At 66.7% G+C, this 16,091-nt stretch carries 15 protein-coding genes and 2 tRNA genes; 5 read left to right on the plus strand and 12 right to left on the minus strand.

The features are described 5' to 3' along the window. Nucleotides 1-76: 76 nt before the first annotated feature. The 3 genes from rpsA to aroA form a co-directional block, all read right to left on the minus strand. Nucleotides 77-1,780: a 30S ribosomal protein S1 gene (gene rpsA, locus AB4Y68_RS03975; RefSeq protein ID WP_441454215.1), complete on the minus strand. Its 1,704-nt coding sequence runs from the start codon at nt 1,778-1,780 to the stop codon at nt 77-79. A gap of 169 nt (nt 1,781-1,949) precedes the next feature. Then, on the minus strand, nt 1,950-2,600 hold the full coding sequence (cmk, locus tag AB4Y68_RS03980; protein WP_441454216.1) for a (d)CMP kinase: 651 nt from the start codon (nt 2,598-2,600) through the stop codon (nt 1,950-1,952). Then, the gene (gene aroA, locus AB4Y68_RS03985) at nt 2,597-3,922 is read right to left on the minus strand and encodes a 3-phosphoshikimate 1-carboxyvinyltransferase (RefSeq protein ID WP_441454217.1); all 1,326 of its coding nucleotides are present in this window, start codon (nt 3,920-3,922) and stop codon (nt 2,597-2,599) included. Before aroA ends, cmk begins: the two co-directional genes overlap by 4 nt. 131 nt (nt 3,923-4,053) lie before the next feature. On the opposite strand from aroA, the gene AB4Y68_RS03990 reads away from it, so the two are divergent. From AB4Y68_RS03990 to AB4Y68_RS04000, 3 genes are all read left to right on the plus strand, one after another. Then, nucleotides 4,054-4,521, plus strand: a complete 468-nt coding sequence (locus AB4Y68_RS03990; RefSeq protein ID WP_441454218.1) for a TIGR02300 family protein — start codon at nt 4,054-4,056, stop codon at nt 4,519-4,521. 127 nt (nt 4,522-4,648) lie between these two features. After that, nucleotides 4,649-4,724 (plus strand) — tRNA-Ala (locus AB4Y68_RS03995). An 86-nt stretch (nt 4,725-4,810) separates the two neighbouring features. Beyond that, nucleotides 4,811-4,886, plus strand: a tRNA-Ala gene (locus AB4Y68_RS04000). Nucleotides 4,887-4,943: 57 nt separating this feature from the next. Here the strand turns inward: AB4Y68_RS04000 and AB4Y68_RS04005 are convergent. After that, a complete protein-coding gene (locus AB4Y68_RS04005) occupies nt 4,944-5,156 on the minus strand; it encodes a hypothetical protein (RefSeq protein ID WP_441454219.1) in 213 nt (70 codons plus the stop codon). Nucleotides 5,157-5,379: 223 nt separating this feature from the next. On the opposite strand from AB4Y68_RS04005, the gene AB4Y68_RS04010 reads away from it, so the two are divergent. Continuing rightward, nucleotides 5,380-6,291 (plus strand): isopenicillin N synthase family dioxygenase, encoded by a 912-nt coding sequence (locus AB4Y68_RS04010; RefSeq protein ID WP_441454434.1) that lies wholly within the window; start codon nt 5,380-5,382, stop codon nt 6,289-6,291. Between the two features lie 75 nt (nt 6,292-6,366). On the opposite strand, the gene AB4Y68_RS04015 is transcribed toward AB4Y68_RS04010, so the two are convergent. The 4 genes from AB4Y68_RS04015 to AB4Y68_RS04030 all read right to left on the minus strand — a co-directional run bounded on the left by AB4Y68_RS04015 (nt 6,367) and on the right by AB4Y68_RS04030 (nt 11,695). Then, nucleotides 6,367-8,274, minus strand: a complete 1,908-nt coding sequence (locus AB4Y68_RS04015) for a ubiquitin-activating E1 FCCH domain-containing protein (RefSeq protein ID WP_441454220.1) — start codon at nt 8,272-8,274, stop codon at nt 6,367-6,369. Between the two features lie 122 nt (nt 8,275-8,396). Further along, on the minus strand, nt 8,397-9,101 hold the full coding sequence (gene mtgA / locus AB4Y68_RS04020; protein WP_441454221.1) for a monofunctional biosynthetic peptidoglycan transglycosylase: 705 nt from the start codon (nt 9,099-9,101) through the stop codon (nt 8,397-8,399). 210 nt (nt 9,102-9,311) lie between these two features. Further along, entirely contained in the window at nt 9,312-10,277 is a 966-nt protein-coding gene (locus tag AB4Y68_RS04025) for a WD40 repeat domain-containing protein (RefSeq protein ID WP_441454222.1), read from the minus strand. A 92-nt stretch (nt 10,278-10,369) separates the two neighbouring features. Continuing rightward, nucleotides 10,370-11,695, minus strand: a complete 1,326-nt coding sequence (locus AB4Y68_RS04030; protein WP_441454223.1) for a carbohydrate porin — start codon at nt 11,693-11,695, stop codon at nt 10,370-10,372. Nucleotides 11,696-11,914: 219 nt separating this feature from the next. Here AB4Y68_RS04030 and AB4Y68_RS04035 point away from each other — a divergent pair, with 219 nt between their 5' ends. Then, nucleotides 11,915-12,607, plus strand: coding sequence for an alpha/beta fold hydrolase (locus tag AB4Y68_RS04035; RefSeq protein ID WP_441454224.1), 693 nt, complete (start codon nt 11,915-11,917; stop codon nt 12,605-12,607). Nucleotides 12,608-12,769: 162 nt separating this feature from the next. On the opposite strand, the gene AB4Y68_RS04040 is transcribed toward AB4Y68_RS04035, so the two are convergent. From AB4Y68_RS04040 to AB4Y68_RS04055, 4 genes are all read right to left on the minus strand, one after another. Beyond that, entirely contained in the window at nt 12,770-12,985 is a 216-nt protein-coding gene (locus AB4Y68_RS04040; protein WP_441454225.1) for a DUF2093 domain-containing protein, read from the minus strand. Next, nucleotides 12,982-14,085: a CobW family GTP-binding protein gene (locus tag AB4Y68_RS04045; protein ID WP_441454226.1), complete on the minus strand. Its 1,104-nt coding sequence runs from the start codon at nt 14,083-14,085 to the stop codon at nt 12,982-12,984. The genes AB4Y68_RS04040 and AB4Y68_RS04045 overlap by 4 nt, the downstream gene beginning before the upstream one ends. Nucleotides 14,086-14,305: 220 nt before the next feature. Next, on the minus strand, nt 14,306-15,283 hold the full coding sequence (locus tag AB4Y68_RS04050; RefSeq protein ID WP_441454227.1) for a cation diffusion facilitator family transporter: 978 nt from the start codon (nt 15,281-15,283) through the stop codon (nt 14,306-14,308). A gap of 10 nt (nt 15,284-15,293) precedes the next feature. After that, the gene (locus tag AB4Y68_RS04055; protein ID WP_441454228.1) at nt 15,294-15,953 is read right to left on the minus strand and encodes a hypothetical protein; all 660 of its coding nucleotides are present in this window, start codon (nt 15,951-15,953) and stop codon (nt 15,294-15,296) included. Nucleotides 15,954-16,091: the final 138 nt, after the last annotated feature.

Raw genomic sequence — 16,091 nt, forward strand, 5'->3', positions numbered from 1 at the left:
GGGTTCTTGCCCGCCACGCAAGAAAAAAGGCGGCTGGATCGCTCCAGCCGCCCCGTTTTCTGGTCGATAAGGAAGATTATTCCTTCGAACCGGCCTTTTCGCGAAGCGCGGCGCCCAGGATGTCTCCCAGCGAAGCGCCCGAGTCCGACGAACCGAACTGTTCGATGGCCTCGGCCTCGTCCTTCATTTCCAGCGCCTTGACCGACACCGAAACGCGGCGCGTGGCCTTGTCGATGCCCGTGATCATGGCGTCGATACGATCGCCGACGGCGAAGCGTTCCGGACGTTGCTCGTTGCGGTCGCGCGACAGGTCCGACTTGCGGACGAAGGCCGTGACCGGCGCATCGTCTTCACCGAACTTGACTTCGATGCCGCCGGTTTCGATCGACGTCACCGTGACGGTGAGCTGCTGGCCACGCTTGTAAACGTCGCCTTCCATCGGATCGCCGCCCAGCTGCTTGACGCCCAGCGAGACGCGTTCCTTCTCGATGTCGACGTCCAGCACCTTGGCCTTGATCGTTTCACCCTTGCGGTAACGCTGGATGGCTTCTTCGCCCGACACGTTCCAGTCCAGGTCCGACAGGTGGACCATGCCGTCGATGTCGTTGTCCAGGCCGACGAACAGGCCGAACTCGGTGGCGTTCTTGACTTCGCCTTCGACGGTCGAACCGATCGGGTGAGCCTCGACGAAGGCTTCCCACGGGTTGTTCTGGGCTTGCTTCAGGCCCAGCGAGATACGGCGCTTGGCGCTGTCGACGTCCAGGACGATGACTTCCACTTCCTGCGAGGTGGAGACGATCTTGCCCGGGTGGACGTTCTTCTTGGTCCAGGACATTTCCGAGACGTGGACCAGGCCTTCAACGCCGGCTTCCAGCTCAACGAACGCACCGTAGTCGGTGATGTTCGTGATGCGGCCCGTGTACTTGGCGTTGACCGGGTACTTGGCTTCGACGCCGTCCCACGGATCCGACTGCAGCTGCTTCATGCCGAGCGAGATGCGCTGGGTGTCCGGGTTGATCTTGACGATCTGGACCTTGACGGTGTCGCCGACGGCCAGGACTTGGCTCGGGTGCGAGACGCGCTTCCACGACATGTCGGTGACGTGCAGCAGGCCGTCGATGCCGCCCAGGTCAACGAACGCACCGTAGTCGGTGATGTTCTTGACGACGCCTTCGCGGACTTCACCCTCTTGCAGCTGGCCGACCAGCTCCGTGCGCTGTTCGGCGCGGGCTTCTTCCAGGATGGCGCGACGCGAGACGACGATGTTGCCGCGCGGACGGTCCATTTTCAGGATGGCGAAGGGTTGTTCCTTGCCCATCAGCGGGCCGACGTCGCGCACCGGGCGGATGTCGACTTGGCTGCCGGGCAGGAAGGCCGAGGCGCCGCCCAGGTCGACGGTGAAGCCGCCCTTGACGCGACCGACGATGGCGCCGTTGACCGGCTGACCTTCGGCGAAGACGACTTCCAGACGGGTCCAGGCTTCTTCGCGACGAGCCTTGTCGCGGCTGATGACCGCTTCACCCAGGGCGTTCTCGACGCGTTCCAGGTAGACTTCGACGTTGTCGCCGACCTTCGGGATGACAGCGCCTTCGCCGATGCCGAATTCGCGAGCCGGGATACGACCTTCGGTCTTCAGACCGACGTCGATGATCAGGATGTCTTTTTCGATGCCGACGACGCGGCCGTGAACAACCTGGCCTTCGCCAAGGTCGCGACCCTGAAGGGTTTCGTCGAGCAGCGCAGCGAAATCGTCACGCGAGGGGTTATGGGTGTCGGTCATATAGCTCTGGGGTTATGGCGCGCGACCAGGTGGTCCCGCACGGGTGGATAGACAGGGAAAGGGAAAGTCAGGTCGTCAGGACGCGAGGCCGGCGCAAGGGGCGCAAACAAATAAAGCCAGAGCGCCCGCGGAAGCCGAGGTCAGGAGCGTTGGATTTGTCCAGCGAGGTCTAAACCCCGGCCCGGACGCGCGCCGCCTCGACGATACGGCGGGCCGCATCGAAGGCGGCTTCTATACCCAGATCGGTCGTGTCCAGCAAGACCGCGTCCTCGGCCTGGACCATGGGGGCGGAATCTCGGCCCGAATCCCGCTCGTCGCGGCGGCGGATGTCCTCCAGCATGTCGGCGAAGGCGATGTCCTGCCCCCGCGCCGTCAGCTGACGCCAGCGGCGGTCGGCGCGGACCTCGGGGCTGGCCGTGACATAGAGCTTGGCGGCGGCGTCCGGGGCGATGACCGTGCCGATGTCGCGGCCGTCCAACACGGCCCCGCCGGACTGACGGGCGAAGTCCTGTTGCAGCTTCAGCAGGGCGGCGCGCACGCCGGGATGGCTGGCGACCCGGCTGGCCGCCTCGCCCGCGTCGCGCTCGGTCAGGCGAGCGTTGTCCGACAGGCCGACGATATCCAGTGACAAGGCTGCAGCCTCGGCCGCCTCGGCGTCGCCCAGGTCCTGACCCGCGTCCAGCACCGCCAGACCGACGGCGCGATACAGCAGGCCCGTATCCAGATGCGGCAGCCCGTAATGAGACGCCAAACGCGTAGCGATCGTCCCCTTGCCCGAGGCGGCGGGGCCGTCGACGGCGATGACCAGACCGGCGCTCACGCCGCGCCCTCCGACACCGAGGCGCCCAGGCCGTTCATCAGTGCGACGAAGCCGGGGAAGCTGGTGGCGATCATTTCCGGATCCAGTACCGAGACCGGCTGTTCGGCGGCCATGCCGAGGATCAGATGGCTCATGGCGATGCGGTGATCGTGGGCGGTGGCGACGGTCGCCCCGCCCTTCACTGCGCCCCCGGTGACGATGAAGCCCTCGGCCTCTTCTTCGACCGCGACGCCGCAGGCGGTCAGGCCGGCGACCATCAGGGCGATCCGGTCGCTTTCCTTGACCCGCATCTCGCCGATGCCGCGCATGACGGTGCGGCCCTCGGCATAGGCGGCGGTTGCGGCCAGGATCGGATATTCGTCGATCATCGAGGCGGCGCGGTCTTCCGGCACCACCACGCCCTTGAGCGCGGAATAACGGGCCGTGATGTCGCCGACATCCTCGCCCCCGCTCATACGGCGGTTAGAGATGGTCAGGTCGGCGCCCATGTCGATCCAGGCAGCAAACAGGCCGGTGCGCTGCGGGTTCAGCATGACGCCCTCGACCGTCACCTCAGAACCCGGAACGATCAGGGCCGCCGCCAGGGGGAAGGCCGCCGAGGACGGATCGCCCGGCACGGCCACGGCGGTTCCGGTCAGGCGTTGCCCGCCCTTCAGGCGAATGCACCAGCCCTCGCCTTCCTCGGTCACGTCCACCGTCGCCCCGAAGGCGCGCAGCATCCGCTCGGTGTGGTCGCGGCTCTTTTCCGGCTCGACCACGACGGTCTCGCCCGTCGCGTTCAGCCCAGCCAGCAGGATGGCCGACTTGATCTGAGCCGAGGCCACCGCCTGCACATACTCAATGCCGCTCAGACCGCCGCCACGCAGGGTCAGGGGCACGCGATCCTCGGCGCCGTTCCAGTCAAAGCGGGCGCCCATGTCGGCCAGCGGCCCGGTGACGCGCTTCATCGGTCGTTTGCGCAGCGAAGCGTCGCCGTCAAAGGTCGCGGTCAGGTCATAGCCGGCGGCGGCGCCCATCAGCAGCCGCACGCCGGTGCCGGCGTTGCCGCAATCGATGACCGAAGCCGGGCTGCGGAATCCGCCGCGCCCCGTCACCCGCCAGCGCCCGTCGCCCAGACGCTCGACGGTCGCGCCGAAGGCTTCGACCGCGCGGGCGGTGGCCAGGATGTCGTCGCCTTCCAGCAGACCCTCGATTTCGGTCACGCCTTCGGCCATGCCGCCGAGGATGAGCGAACGGTGCGACATCGACTTGTCGCCCGGCGCGCGGAGGACGCCTTTCAGGGCGGAAACGGGTCGCGCGGTAAGGGTCGAGGGGGCAGTCACCCGGCCAAAAACTCCGATTGTTCAGGAAACCCCGCGCTGGCGCGGATAAGAAGGCTTTTGACAGCGCCCCCCTTGGGTGGCAAGGGAGCCGACCGAATTCCGGAATTCAACTCCTGCCGAAGGTTTATCCCGTGGCCAATCCCGAACTGGGCCAAAAGCAGGTCTGCCCGAACTGCCAGGCCAAATTCTACGATCTGAACCGTCGCCCGGCGCACTGCCCCAAATGCGACGCCGAGTTCGATCCGCTTGAAGAAGCGATGCGCAACCGCCGCGTTCGCGGTCGCACCGGCCCCGGCTTCGCCGCCGACGAAGAGGCCGAGGATCAAGTCGCCGACAAGGCGAAGGACGCCGAAGACGAGGACGAGGAAGCTGAACCCTCGACCCCCGAAATCGACGAGGAAGGTCATGAGCCGATCCTGACCCCCGACGACGACGACGATGCTGAACCCAGCGCCGACGACGCCGGCATGGGCGCCTCGGACGGGGACGACGAAGACGCCCTGGCCGACGACGATGACGACTCGGTGCCCTTCATCGAAGACGAAGACGACGACTCGCTTGACGACGACATCGTCAAGCCGTCGCGCGACGACGACTGATACCAAGGGTCGGAAAAGTAAGCGGAAAAAAAGTTGTCAGAGCGGCTTGATCTCTCAAAAGGCCTGACATAGTTTCCGCCCCTCGCTGGGGACCACAATATCTCCGGCGAGGCCGACCGAAAGGTTCGGGGCTTTAGCTCAGTTGGTAGAGCGCTTGCATGGCATGCAAGAGGTCAGCGGTTCGACTCCGCTAAGCTCCACCATCGAAGGCCTCGCGGAACACCCGCGGGGCCTTCGTCCTATCTGCTCCGGTTCGCCGGGACGACGACATACCCAAGCCGCAAGGCGCGGGGCTTTAGCTCAGTTGGTAGAGCGCTTGCATGGCATGCAAGAGGTCAGCGGTTCGACTCCGCTAAGCTCCACCATCAAAGGCCTCGCGGAACCCCCGCGGGGCCTTTGTCCTGTCTGGCCGCTTCTTTCCGTCAGTCCTCGTCCATCGCCCGGAACATGGCCTCAGCCTCGTCGAAGCTGTCGTAGCTCAGTTGCTCGGGCGGGCGGACGATGACGAACCAGGACACGGCCCGCCCCGGCGCCAAGGTGCGCGTCTGCTGCCAGAAGCTGCGATCCGGCCGGGTCTGAAGCAGGGTCCATTCCCCCTCGCCTTTCGGCGGTTCGGGCTGAGATCGCGCGTCCATGTCGTCCTTCGTCCTGCCTGAACCCGCACACGACAACAGCGACGCTTGAGAGTCAAAGGCGTTGAAACGCCCCTCGGCGGCGCCGGACTGCCAATTTGTTCAGGCAAGGCGTATGGAACCCTCCATATCACCCATTCAGAGGCCTTATTCGCCCGTGAGCTCTTCGCTGACCGCATCCTCCGCCGAGGACCAAACCAAGACCCGCGCCATCGTCCCCGTGTCAATGCAGGGCTATGACGCCGACTTCCAGGCCTTCGCCGACGCGCTGGGCGCCTCGTTCGCTCGCTACGGCTTCGCCGTGATCGCCGACCACGGCCTGGACCAGCCGACGATCGACGCCGCCATCGCCGACGCCAAGGCCTTCTTCGCCCTGCCGGAAGACGTGAAGCGCCAGTACCACCAGGCCGGCACCGGCGGCGCCCGCGGCCTGACCCCCTTCGGCGTCGAAACCGCCAAGGGCGCGACCGTTCAGGATCTCAAGGAGTTCTGGCACGTCGGCCGCGAACTGCCGGCCGACCACCCCTATCGCAAATACATGCGCGACAACGTCTGGCCGACCGAGATCGAGGGCTTCAAGCCGCATCTCTATGGGATGTTCGAGGCCCTGGATCAGCTGGGCCGCAAGATCCTCAAGGCCATCGCCCGCTACATGAAGCTGGGCGACGACTATTTCGAGGACAAGGTCGAACTGGGCAACAGCGTCCTGCGCATGCTGCACTATCCGCCCGTCCCCGCCGACGCCCCGGGCGTGCGCGCGGGCGCCCATGAGGACATCAACGTCATCACCCTGCTGCTGGGCGCCGAAGAGGCCGGTCTGCAGCTGAAAGACGCCGACGGCGAGTGGCTGGACATCGCCCCCCCCGCCGGCGCCCTGGTGGTCAACATCGGCGACATGCTGCAACGCCTGACCAACCACGTCCTGCCGTCGACGACGCACCGCGTGGTCAACCCGGCCCCCGAGCGCCGCGGCTTCGCCCGCTATTCGACGCCCTTCTTCCTGCACTTTAACCCGGACTTCCCGATCGAGACCCTGCCGTCGACGATCACCCCGGAAAACCCGGACCGCTACGCCGGCAAGACCATCCTGGCCGAGGACTTCCTGATGGAACGCCTCAAGGAGATCCGCCTGATCTGACGGATCGGCGTAGTTCAGAACGAAGAAAGGGCCGGCGTTTCCGCCGGCCCTTTTTGTTTGCCGATCCCGTCGGCGTCAGCGCGCGATGCGCAACCGGGTGATGTCCCGCCCGATGGCCTTGAAGGCGTCCTTCAGGTCGGCGCCGCTGTTGGCGTTGTAGAAGTGGGTGGTCTTGTTGGTGGCGCAGGTCTCCAGCACCTCGATCGCCGTATCGACGCCCGCCCCGCCCCTGCTCGGATTGGAGCCGAGATTGAACCCCACAGTATAGACGATAACCTTCTGGTCCCGCATGGCGTTGCACAGCGAAACCGACTGCGAGAAGGCGTTACCATTGGTGGCGTTGCAGCTGATGTGGGTGTCGGCGCCGCCGCTGCCGTTACCGGCGTCACGCGCGATCGCATCCTTACAGAAAGGGGTATTGAACTCCCCGTCCGTCATCAGGATGACGACCTTCAGCGTCTTCTGCGGATTATAGGCCGCCGGCGCGCTGGCTCCGGTCCACAGAGACGAGAAGTTCGGAGACACTAGATACCAACCCCAGGCTAAGCCGATCTGACCCGCCGTCGAGCCGCCGGCAGCCAGCGCGTTGATCTTGGCCTTCAGGTCGGTTCGACTACTGGACAGGGGGATCACGCCGGCAGTCGGACAGGGATTGCCGTTCGACGTGGACGGATCGGTATAGCTGCGACCGACGCGCGCGCCGAGGGTCGGCGCCGCATCCGTATAGGCCTGCGCGCCCGTGCGTTCACTGGCGCAGTCGCTAACCGGATAGGTTGTCACGCCGCCGGATGCATTGTCGAAGCGATACCACTGACACCCCTGTTGAGCGCACCAAGCCCGACCGGCGCTAGTGTAGGCGCCGTAGCTGGCGGCCGAACCCCCGGTCGAGAAGCTGTTGGCGGTCACATTGCCCACCACCCAACTCTTCTTGTTCAGTTCGGTCATACCCTTCATTTCGTCGATCCAGACTGCCTGGCCGTTCAAGAGCCCGTGCCCGCTGGCGGTGACCACCACCGAGCAGTCCGACACCAGGCATTTCTGGATCGTGCCGTTCGACGAATAGCTGCTGTAGCCGGAGCTACTGACGGCGGTGCTTTGGCCCGGAATCCGCACCTGGAAGGTGTTGGTCTGAGAGTCCATGACCTCAAGCGCCCGGTCGTTCATCTGGGTCATGCCCTTGATGCCGCTGATCCAGACGTAGTCGCCGTTGGCGAAACCGTGGCCGTTGGAGGTGAAGACCGCCGGATTGGCTTTAGTGATGCCGCCTACGGTCTTGGCGACGCCCGTCTTCCATTGCGCGTTGGTGATCGAAACTGGCGCCGGAATGCTGCCCCGCGCGGCGTCGGCGTAGCCGCCCAGGTTTACCCCCACGGCGTAGGGCGCCAGGGCGACCTTCGAATAGAAGGGCGCCTGCTGATCCTGGACGACGATGTCGATCAGTTCGTTGGCCGCGGCCTTCAGATCCTTCAGCGGCTGCCCGCTCATCGACCCGGTGATGTCCAGCGCCATGGCCACCTCGACGTCGCGCGAGGCGCGCAGGACTTCGGAGTGGCTGCCGACCGGCAGGTAGTCGTCCATGAGCTTGCCGTAGGGCGGCAGGACGATGTTGGCGACGATGACCTTCACGTTGACGCGGGCGTCGGCGAGGATGCTGTTGCCCTGCAGCGTGAAGCTGGCCGTGTCCGTCGACCCCGTCTTGAAATAGGCCGGCATGTTGGCCTTCAGCGCGTCCAGCCCGATGCGGTTGAGGTTGACGTCGTCGGTGTATTTGGATCGCGCGGCGGCCAGGGCGGCGGCGTCCAGCGCATCCTGAAGATTGGCCTTCACCTTGGAGGCCTGGTGAATGTCGATGGCCCCCAGGGTGACCATGACCAGCATCGGCAGCACCAGGGCGAACATCATCGCCACATTGCCGCGCGTGCCCGCGACGAACCGCGCCGCGAAGGCTCGCGCGGCGCGCGTCAGCCGGTTCAATCCGCTCATCGCTCCGTTCGTCACCGTCTCGACCCCGCCTGCCATCGTCAGCGGACGCAGGTCCGCATTCCGCCGAACTGTGGCGTGGTTCGGTTAAGGGATGGCCCTATGGCGACGGTTAACGTCGGGTTTCAGCGGTCGACGCAGGCGTCCAACCCCGCCTCGCGCACCGTGCCCATGGCCGCCTGGACGCGACCGGCGCGGCCGCGGATATAGGGACCGGGATCGGCGGCCTGATAGCGGCGCGGACTGGGCAGGATGGCGGCCAGACGCGCCGCCTCGCGCGCCGTCAGGTTCTCGGCGCTCTTGTTGAACCAGTGGCGGGAAGCGGCCTCCGCGCCATAGACGCCCGGCGCCCATTCGATGACGTTCAGATAGACCTCCATGATCCGGCGCTTGCCCCAGGCGGCTTCGATCATGACGGTGTAGCCGGCCTCCAGACCTTTCCGCACCCAGTCGCGGCCGGGCCAGAGGAAGACGTTCTTGGCGGTCTGCTGGCTGATGGTCGAGCCGCCGCGGACCTTACCCGAGCCGCGCTGCTCGGCCCGCTCATTGGCCTTCAGCGCCTTCTGGATGGCCTCGACGTCAAAGCCGTGATGCTGACAGAAGCGCGCGTCCTCGGCGGCGATCACCGCCTCGACCAGACGCGGCGAGATATGATCCAGCGAGCGCCAGCGATAGTCCATGCCGTGACCCGCGACCGCCTGTTTGACCATCAGGATGGTGAAGAGCGGCGGCACGAAACGGTGCAGCACCACCCCGCCGATCGGGATCAGGGCCAGGATCAGCAGCAGGGTCAGCAGCGGGCGCCGCCTACGGGTCTTCGCACGGGTCATGCCGCCATCCTGCCCGAGGAAGGTTGAGAAATCACGGCCACGCTTAACCCACGTTCGTCATTCTCGGGTCTGTCCCGAGAATCCAGAGACGCGACGGCGCCGATGCTACGCCGCGGTTCGATCATCCGATGTCGAGTCTCTGGATCCCCGGCACAAGGCCGAGGATGACGCCCGAAGGGAGGGTGAAGACGATGGCGGCGAGATGGCGGATCAGAGCGAGACGACGCCCGCCTGACCGTCTTCGTCGGCCCAGGCGATGCGGGCCGCGCCGGAACTCATGGCCAGGGCGACGATGGGCGCGCCCTTCTCCTGCTTGATGAAGGCCAGCCCCTGCCCCGCCGGATCGGCCCACCAGATGCGGCCGTCGTCCAGCCCTGCGGCCAGTCGACCATGCTGTTCGGCGGCGGCGACCAGGGAAATCAGGGTCGTTTCGTCAAAGCCGATCTCGGTCGCCTCGCGCCCCATCGGCCCGTTGGCCCCGATAAAGGGCCACAGCACCACGCCTTGCGCGCCCGAGGTGGCCAGCAGCTGACCCTTGGCCATGAAGGCGAAGCTCTTCACCTTGGTCGGATAGCCGCCCATCCGCATGTTCTTCTGATCCTTCAACCGCCAGCCGTGCAGTTGCGCGTCCTGCATCGAGGTGACGACGAAGGCGCCGTCGGGCGAGAAACCGACGGCCAGATGCGAACCGGCCCATTTCAGCAGGACCGGCTGCTGCTGTTCGATCCGCGCATACCACAGCGCCGCCCCGCCATAGGTCGAGGTCGCCACTCGCCGTCCCTTGGGGTCGAAGGCCACGCCCGAGACGGTGCGCTCGTGCTGGAAGTCGCGACGGAAGACGGCGTCCTTGCTGTCGATCACCGACAGGGTGCGGCCCGCCGAGAAAGCAATCAGGCCGCTCTCGGCCGAGGCGGCGATGGAGTCGATCCACTGGCCCTTGGCCGTGGCCAGCAGGACCGTCTCGCCCTCGCGGCTCCACACCACCTTGCCGTCGTCGCCGCCGGTGACGACGCCCTCGCCCGAGGGGTGGACGGCGGCGCACAGGATGGCGCCGTCATGGACCTCGCTGCGGGCGCCGTTCTCGAAGCGCACCGAGCCGTCACCCAGGGCGAAAATCGCGCCCGTCTTGTCGAACAGGGCGGCGGTGACCTGGGCGTCGAAGGAGAAGGTCGTCATGGCGGCTCGCGGCGTGGAGAAGAGTCGGAAGCCACGCTCATAGCGCCGTCAAATCCCGATGTCCCGCCCGCAGACGGTCTCGGCTGCGGCGACTAGAAGGTGACCGACGCCTTCAACCCCGCCACCGTCACGTCCTTGCGGCCGTCCACGCCGCCGGGATCATGATAATACTGGATGTTCGGCCGCAGGACGAGCCAGGGGCTGGGATGCAGGCTGTAGTAGAGTTCGGCGGCGTATTCGGAATGCTGGACCGGCGGCCCTGCCGGATCCAGACGCTGCCCCTCGGCGACGCGGTCATTGATGTGGCTGCGGCCGACGCCGAAGCCGATGGCGTCCTCGGGATGACTGGCGAACGGCCCCTTGTAGAACAGTCCGCCGGCCAGATGCTGCTCGACGGTCGAGGTTTGCGCATCGGCCTGGACCAGATTCAGGAACAGGATCAGGCCGCGGTAGGGCGTGCCGTCGCTGGCGCTGCCCGTCACCTGTTGCTGAAGCAGGACATAGCCGCCGTAGCGTCCGTCCCGACGCAAGGGGGCGTCGCCGGTCAGCACGCGGGGCTGACGGTTGACGTCCAGCAGCACGTCGTCGCCGTCCACGCTGCTGTACCAGGCCCCGACCCGGTAGTTTCCCGGCAGACCTTCGGAGCCCAGTTTCGGCGTCCAGCCGACCTCGACCGGAACCACGACGCCCGTGGCCCCATTGAAATAGCCGATGGTGAAGGCGTTCTTCAGGTCTTTCGGATTGACCTGATAGACCCCGACCTGGGCATAACGGTCGCCGTCCTTGACGCGAAGCCGTGCGGCCCACTGGCTGATCGGCCAGTTGAACCAGTAGGACCCCGCCACCCTGCCCGGGACCGAACCGCAGAAACTCAGGTTCTGGAAGTAGCAGGAGAAGCCGCCGAAATCGTCGCTCTCGGGTATACGCCCGACCTTGAGCGCGGCGCGCCCGCCGGCGAACTCCTGTTCGTACCAGAACTGGGTCAGCCGCCAGGTCTCGCCCCGGCCGAAGATCTCCTGCGGCTGCAAGATCACGCCCAGGTCCGCCCGGGTGACCAGGTTGTCGCCGTAGCGATAGACCGCCGTCGCCTGGAAGGACCCGCCCTTGAGGCCGAACAGCTTTTCCATGTCGAGGCGTGCGCCGACGTCGAACTGGCCCGCCTCGGCGAAGGTGCGGCGGGTTCCGCCCGACAGATTGGCCGCGGATTCCGAAGACAGGCGGGCGTTGATCCGAACGCCCCGATCAAGCCATCGCGACCGCAGGCCGCCCCAGTCGCCGGTCAGTTCGGTCCGGGGGGCGCTTGGCGGCGGCGCGCTCTGGGTGTCGGCCTGCTCAAGCGGCTTATCCTGGCCCGCCGCCAAGGCGGTGGCGGGCGCGGCCATCAGCCACGCCACGACGACAAACCCTGCCCGCGCCATTGTGCGACCTCCAGCCGTCACCCTTGCCATGACACAAGACGCGGACCGGCTATCGGGTTGCATGGAGCGCGGGTTCAGAGCGCGGCCGAGGCAGGGGGAAAGCCGCGCCGTCAGCCCTTGTGTGCGCGCTGGCGAAGGTAGCGAAGAAACGTTCGGGACGTCTCATAACGCCCCGCCGGGCGCTGTCGCCTGTGAAGACCTGGCCCTATAGAGGCGCCCATGACCCTGCTGCTCATTCCCGGCTTCATGGCCGACGCCACCCTGTGGGACGCCATGACCGACGACCTGGCCCCGTTCGGGCCGCTGGTCGCTGTCGACCTGAGCCGGGGCGAGGACATCGAGACCATGGCCGCCGCCATCCTGGGCGACGCGCCGGACACCTTCGTCGCGGTCGGGTTTTCGATGGGCGGTTATGTGGCGCGGGAACTGGCGCGGATCGCGCCGGATCGGGTCACGGCCCTGATCCTGATCGCCACCTCGGCGCGCGGTGACACCGAGGATCTGATCCGCCAGCGCCGCTCGGCCCTGAAGGCCACGCCCAAGGCGTTCAAGGGCCTGAGCCGCCCGGCCATCGTCTCGTCGCTCCATCCCGATCTGGCCGGGGACGAAGCGATGATCGCGCGGGTGCGCGACATGGGCCTGCGGCTGGGCGGCGAGGTCTTCCATCGCCAGTCGGCCCTGGCACGGGCGGGTGATCTGGACCGGCTGAACGAGATCCGCCAGCCGACCCTGATCGTCGTCGCCGACGCCGACCGCCTGCGCGGCTCGGATGAGGCCGAGGAACTGCATCAAGGGATTGCGGGCTCGATGCTGGTTCACGTCGCCGACAGCGGACACATGATTCCGCTGGAGCAACCGAAGGCGCTGGCGAAGGTGATGACCGACTGGCTGGCGGGCTTGCCCGCCCTCTAGCCGCCTCCCCCGCGCCTTGATGCCGTCATCCCCGCGAAAGCGGGGACCCAGGCGGTAAGAGCGGGCTGACGTTGCGCCTCTGAAATGCGAACCGGCGCATAGGCGCCTGACGTCTGGATCCCCGCTTTCGCGGGGATCACGGCGGAGGGGGAGCAGCGCCGGTCAGTTCGGCTTATGCGTCTCGACCCAGCGTTGCGTCATCAGGTCGGGCGTGGCGTAGGCCTCCTGCAGCTCGACGCTCCAGTAGTTCAGCATGTCCAGCGCGATCATCGCGCCCGAGACGGCGCAGACCACATGGTCCCCGCCCTTGATGATCTCGAACTCGGGCGTGCCGTAGATGACCTTGGCCTCGACGCGGGCTCTGGGCGGCGGGTTCATGCGGCGCAGGCCTCGAACCCGGCCTTGAGCGCAGCCTCGTCCAGATCGCGGCCGATGAAGACGGCGCGGCTCCAGCGGCGTTCCTTGTCGCCCCAAGGCTTCTGCAGGTCGCCTTCCAGGATCATGTGCACGGCCTGGAAGACCAGGCGGCGGTCCTCGCCGTCCACGTCGATGATGCCCTTGGCGCGCAGGATGTTCTGACCCTGCTCGCCCAGCAGCTTGTCCAGCCAGGCGGTGAACTTGGCGCCGTTCAGCGGGCGGTCCAGCGTTAGGGAGATGCCCTTGATGTCGTCGTTGTGGGCGTGACCGCGCGGGCCGTGGTCGTGATGGTCGTGGTCGTGGCCGCAGTGCTCGTCATGCACGTGGTCATGGTCGTGGTCCCCGGCATGGTCATGCCCGTGGCCGCAGTCGGCGTCGTGGACATGGCCCTCGGCGCCGTGGGGCGGGTTCACGAAGTCGGGACGGACCTCGACGATGCGCTCCAGATCAAAGCCGTGCAGGCCCAGGATCTGATCCAGCGGCACATTGGCGCGCTCGGCGCGGATGATCGGGGCCAGCGGGTTCAGGGCGCGCAGACGGCGCTCGACCGCGGCCAGTTCATCCTCGGAGGCCAGATCGACCTTGTTCAGGATGATGCGGTCGGCGAAGGCCACCTGCTCGCGCGCTTCCTTGGAGTCGTCCAGACGCGCCATGACGTGCTTGGCGTCGACCAGGGCGGTGACGCTGTCCAGCTGGGTCTTGGCCTTAACCTCTTCATCGACGAAGAAGGTCTGTGCCACCGGGCCGGGATCGGCCAGACCAGTGGTCTCGACGATAATGGCGTCAAAGGCGGGCTTGCCCGGACGCTGGCGCTTCATCAGGCCCGAGACGACGCGGATCAGGTCGCCGCGCACCGTGCAGCAGACGCAGCCGTTGTTCATCTCGAACACGTCCTCGTCGGCGCCGACCACCAGGTCGTTGTCGATGCCGATCTCGCCGAACTCATTGACGATGACGGCGTAACGCTTGCCGTGATCCTCGGTGAGGATGCGGTTCAACAGGGTGGTCTTGCCGGCGCCGAGGTAGCCGGTGAGGACGGTGACGGGAGTCTTCTGGGTCATGGGCGGCTAGATGGAGCTTCAGGGGCGGAAAGGGAAGAGGTCTGCCCCCTTCCCCCTCGATGGGGGAAGGGTCGGGGATGGGGGTGAGGGCGCCGCCCTGTCCGACTAGGCGCGGGAGGCGGCGTCTCCCTCGCCGATCCTGAAACCGATCGGCTTCACCCCCGCCCAACCCTCCCCCATCGAGGGGGAGGGCTTTGGAGAGTTGAGCCCTCCTCACTCCTCAGCAGGTCGGGCAATCCGGCAAAGCGCCGCTTTCCAGTTGGAACGTCGTGTGGCTGATGCCGAAGCGACTGCGGGCCACCGCCTGCGCTTCTCCCAGCAGGGCGTCAGCGTCGGGCCGGTCGTGGACCAGATGCGCCGTCAGGGCCGTGTCCGTGGTCGACAGGCCCCAGATGTGCAGGTCATGCACCGCGCTGACGCCCGGCAGAGCCAGGAAGGCGTCGCGAACCTCGTCCACCTCGACCCCGTTCGGGGCGGCGTCCAGCGCCAGATTGACCGATTCCTTCAGGAGGCCCCAGGTCCCCAGCAGGATGACGATGACGATGCCCAGGCTGACCAGGGCGTCGATCACGGCCCAGCCGGTCAGCAGGATGACCGCTCCTGCGATGACCACGCCCAGCGACACCGCCGCGTCCGCCATCATGTGCAGATAGGCGCCGCGCACGTTCAGGTCCTTGTGCTGGTCCTTCATGAACAGCAGGGCCGTGCCCAGGTTGATGACGAAGCCTATGCCCGCTACCGCCATGATGACGCCGGACGCCACCGGCGCCGGCTCGGCCAGCCGCCGCACGGCCTCGAAGGCGATGGCCCCGCAGGCGAAGATCAGCAGCAGGGCGTTGCCCAGCGCCGCCAGCACCGTCGCCTTGCCATAGCCGTAGGTGCGCTTCGGTCCCGCCGCGCGTCGCGCCAGCCAAGCCGCGCCGCCGGCCATGGCCAGCCCCAGGACGTCGGACAGGTTGTGGCCCGCATCGGCCATCAGGGCCGCCGAATCGGCCCAGATTCCGGCCCCGAACTCGACGACCACGAAGGCCAGATTGACGATCAGGCCGAGGGCGTAGCGCCAGTCGCCGGTATCCACCGGCCCGTGATGGTGCCCGCCAATCCCGTGCGAATGGGAATGGCCGTGATCATGGTCATGAGAATGGTCGTGGTCGTGACTGTGGTCGTCGTGATCGTGGGCGTGCGCGTCGTGAGCCATGACGCGGACTCTAGTGCTGGTGCGTCAGGACGAGAAGCCCGATCACGATCAGGGCTACGCCCAGAATGGCGCCTTCGTAGCGCGCCCAGCGCTCCAGCCGCAGAATGGAATAGCCCGCGCTGGCCAGAGCCGACAGCAGGGTCATGCCCAGGACCGTGCCGAGCGCGAAACTGACGGTCAGCAGCCCCAGCGCCACCATCCCCTCCGTCGCCGACGACAGATAGATGGGCAGCAGCACCTCGCCCGGCGTCACCGCCATCATCAGCACCAGGCCCCAGAAGGCGGCGCGGTTCGACACCGCTGGCTCAGGCGCTTCCGCTTCCGGCCCCGTCGCGGTGAGCGGCTTCTGCAGCGAAGCGCGCGCCAGATAGAAGGCGCCGAACAGGAAGAGCAACGCCGCCGACAGATGCGGCAGCAGCCCGCCGATCCAGGCGTTCAGCGCCAGGCCGGCCGCCACGATCAACGACCCCACGATGGCGGTCGAGGCGATATGGGCCAGCCCCGCCGTCACGGCCACCGTCATCACGCGGGCGATGCTCCACCGCTGCGCCCGCCCCACCAGTACGAAGGGCAGCCAGTGGGTCGGCAGGGCCGCATGCAGAAAGGCCGCGACGAATCCCCCGCCCAGAAGCGAAATCAGAACCGGCTGCTGGAGATCGGGCGGCGACATTCCGGGGTTTCTATCCTGTTACTTTGTAACGGTCGAGAGGCCTGGCGAGGGAATCCGCCACGCTTACGCGGGCGTTCTTCTATTGCGGACAGCCGACAAATCAGGCCACATCCAAACCGCGACGCCGACTGTGCACGG

Source organism: Brevundimonas sp. 2YAF1 (assembly GCF_052114745.1).
Classification (GTDB): Bacteria; Pseudomonadota; Alphaproteobacteria; order Caulobacterales; family Caulobacteraceae; genus Brevundimonas.